The following is a 3,020-nucleotide window of genomic DNA, read 5'->3' as shown; positions in this document are numbered from 1 at the left end:
GGCCGAAGGCCATCGCGAAGCGACGCGACCGAAGGGAGCGCCCTTGACAGGCCGGCCCGAACCGGAAGGACAGTGGGACTGACGGGAAACCCCCAAGGCATCTCTGAGACCGCCCCACCGGGACCCCGACCACCCCCGGCCCCGCCCCGCCGTCCGGCGCCGCCCGACAGGATGCACTCGCAGAGACGACAGGGCCGGACACCCTCATGGTGTCCGGCCCCGAGTGGTGCGTGCGTGCCTGCCTGCCTACTTCTCCGTCACGCCCGCCGAGTCGAACGTGGCCACCTCGTGCATCGCGCGGGCCGCGCTCTGGACCAGGGGGAGGGCCAGGAGGGCGCCCGTGCCTTCGCCGAGGCGGAGGTCCAGGTCGACCAGGGGGCGCAGGCCGAGCTTGTTCAGGGCGGCCACGTGGCCCGGTTCCGCGCTGCGGTGGCCCGCGATGCAGGCCGACAGGGATTCGGGGGCGATGGCGCGGGCCACCAGGGCGGCCGCGCCCGCGCTCACGCCGTCCAGGATGACCGGCGTGCGCAGGGAGGCGCCGCCGAGGATCAGGCCGACGATCGCCGCGTGCTCCAGGCCGCCGATGGCCGCGAGGACGCCGATGGGGTCGTTCGGGTCGGGCTGGTGGAGCTCCAGGGCGCGCCGGACCACGTCGACCTTGCGCGCGTGCGTCTCGTCGTTGATGCCGGTACCGCGACCGGTGACCTCCGACGGGTCCACACCCGTGAAGACCGAGATCAGGGCGGCGGAGACAGTCGTGTTGGCGATGCCCATCTCGCCCGTCAGCAGCGCCTTGTTGCCCGCCGCCACGAGGTCGCGCGCGGTCTCGATGCCGACCTCGATGGCCGCGATCGCGTCCTCGCGGGTCATCGCGGGGCCCACGGAGAGGTCGTCGGTGCCCGGGCGGACCTTGCGGGGCAGCAGGCCCGGGGTGGCGGGCAGGTCGCCCTTCACACCCACGTCGACGACGCACACTTCGGCGCCGACCTGGTTGGCGAAGGCGTTGCACACGGCCCCGCCGCCCAGGAAGTTGGCCACCATCTGCGTGGTGACCTCCTGGGGCCAGGGGGTGACGCCCTGGGCGTGGACGCCGTGGTCGCCGGCGAAGATGGCGACGGCGGCCGGCTCCGGGATCGGCGGCGGGCAGACCCGCGAAAGGCCCGCCAGCTGCGCGGAGATGATCTCCAGCATGCCGAGCGCGCCCGCCGGCTTCGTCATGCGCTTCTGCCGCTCCCAGGCCTCGCCGAGCGCCTTCGCGTCGAGCGGGCGGATGCTGGCGACGGTGTCGGAGAGCAGGTCGTGCGGGGCCTCGCCGGGCAGCGCGCGGCGCCCGTACGTCTCCTCGTGCACGACCCAGGCCAGCGGACGGCGCTGGGCCCAGCCCGCCTGCATCAGCTCCGGCTCCTCGGGGAACTCGTCCACGTAGCCGACGCACAGGTAGGCGACGACCTCCAGGTGCTCCGGGAGCCCCAGCGTGCGGACCATCTCGCGCTCGTCGAAGAAGCTGACCCAGCCCACGCCGAGGCCCTCGGCGCGCGCGGCGAGCCAGAGGTTCTCGACCGCGAGGGCGGAGGAGTACGGGGCCATCTGCGGCTGGGTGTGCCGGCCGAGGGTGTGGCGGCCGCCGCGGGTGGGGTCGGCGGTGACGACGATGTTCACCGGGGTGTCGAGGATGGCCTCGATCTTCAGTTCCTTGAACTGCTTCGCCCGGCCCTTGGGCAGCGACTTGGCGTAGGCCTCGCGCTGGCGCTGGGCGAGCTCGTGCATCGTGCGGCGGGTCTCCGCCGAGCGGATGACGACGAAGTCCCAGGGCTGGGAGTGGCCGACGCTCGGGGCGTGGTGGGCGGCCTCCAGGACGCGCAGCAGCACCTCGTGCGGGATCGGGTCGGTGCGGAAGCCGTTGCGGATGTCGCGGCGCTCGCGCATGACGCGCAGGACGGCCTCGCGCTCGGCGTCGGCGTAGCCGGGGGCCGGCTCGCCGACGGAGGGCTGCGGCTCGGCGGGGGCCTCGGCGGCGGCTTCGCCCTCGGCCGGGGCGGGCTCGCCGGTGGCGGGCTCGGCCGCGGCGGCGACGGGCTCGGCGTCCGTGGCGGGCTGCGCCTCGGCGGACTCCGGGGCCTGCTCGGCCGGTACGTCGGTCTGCGCGGCGGGCTCGGCGGGGGCCTCGGGGGCCTGCACCACCGTTTCCGCGGGGGCACCCTCGGCGGGCGCCTCGGCCGGGGTCCCGGCGGGGGCCTCGGCTGCGACGGGCTCGGCCGGGGTCTCCGCGGTGGCGGGGGCCTCGGCCTGCGCGGGGGCGCCCTCGGCAACGACGACGGCCTCGGGGGCCGGAACGCCCTCGGGTGCGGCGGCGGCCTCGGGAGCCACAGCCGTCTCGGCCGCCACAGCAGTCTCCGGAGCCGCGACGGCCTCCGGAGCCGGAACGCCCTGCTGCGCCTCGGCGGTCTCGACCACGCCCTGGCCCTCGGCCACGGGCTGCCCCTCGCCAACGGGCTGGCCCTCGGCCACAGGCTGGCCGTCGACCGGCTGGACCTCGGCCGCAGGCTGGCCGGCGACCGGCTGCCCCTCGACTACGTGCTGGCCCCCAGCCACCGGCTGGCCCTCGGCCACAGGCTGGCCGGCGACCGGCTGCCCCTCGACCGCAAGCTGACCCTCAGCCACAGGCTGACCTTCAACCACCGGCTGCCCCTCGGCCACAACCAGGCCCTCGGCCACCGGCTGCCCCTCAACCACGGGCAGGCCCTCAACCACAGCCTGCCCCTCGACCGCCACAGGCTGTGCCACGGGCTGTGCCGCGGCCTGTGCCACCTGCTCGGCGCCCGCACCCGCCGGCTCCGCCGTCCACGGCGCTCCGGCCTGCGGCGGGATCTCGCCCAGCTGCGGGGCGACCGGGGCCACGGGGGCACCCGGGCCGGCCGGGGCCACGGAGCCCTCCGGGCCCGGGCCGTCCAGGTACTCGGGACCGGCGGCGGGCACGCCGGGCTGACCCGGCGCCGGCTCCGGCGCCACCGGCATCCCGG

1 protein-coding gene is annotated in these 3,020 nt (G+C 76.4%); it reads right to left on the bottom strand.

Going from position 1 to position 3,020, the window contains the following annotated elements; translation table 11 throughout:
- Nucleotides 1-246: 246 nt before the first annotated feature.
- Nucleotides 247-3,015, bottom strand: coding sequence for a nicotinate-nucleotide--dimethylbenzimidazole phosphoribosyltransferase (gene cobT / locus AB0F18_RS38990; RefSeq protein WP_362070230.1), 2,769 nt, complete (start codon nucleotides 3,013-3,015; stop codon nucleotides 247-249).
- Nucleotides 3,016-3,020: the final 5 nt, after the last annotated feature.

This window comes from Streptomyces sp. NPDC029216 (assembly GCF_040648015.1).
Lineage (GTDB): Bacteria > Actinomycetota > Actinomycetes > Streptomycetales > Streptomycetaceae > Streptomyces.
This window is presented reverse-complemented; position numbering and strand designations above follow the sequence as displayed.

Excerpts from the sequence above, each read along its gene's own strand:
- cobT (WP_362070230.1), bottom strand. The coding sequence starts at position 3,015 with ATGCCGGTGGCGCCGGAGCCGGCGCCGGGTCAGCCCGGCGTGCCCGCC.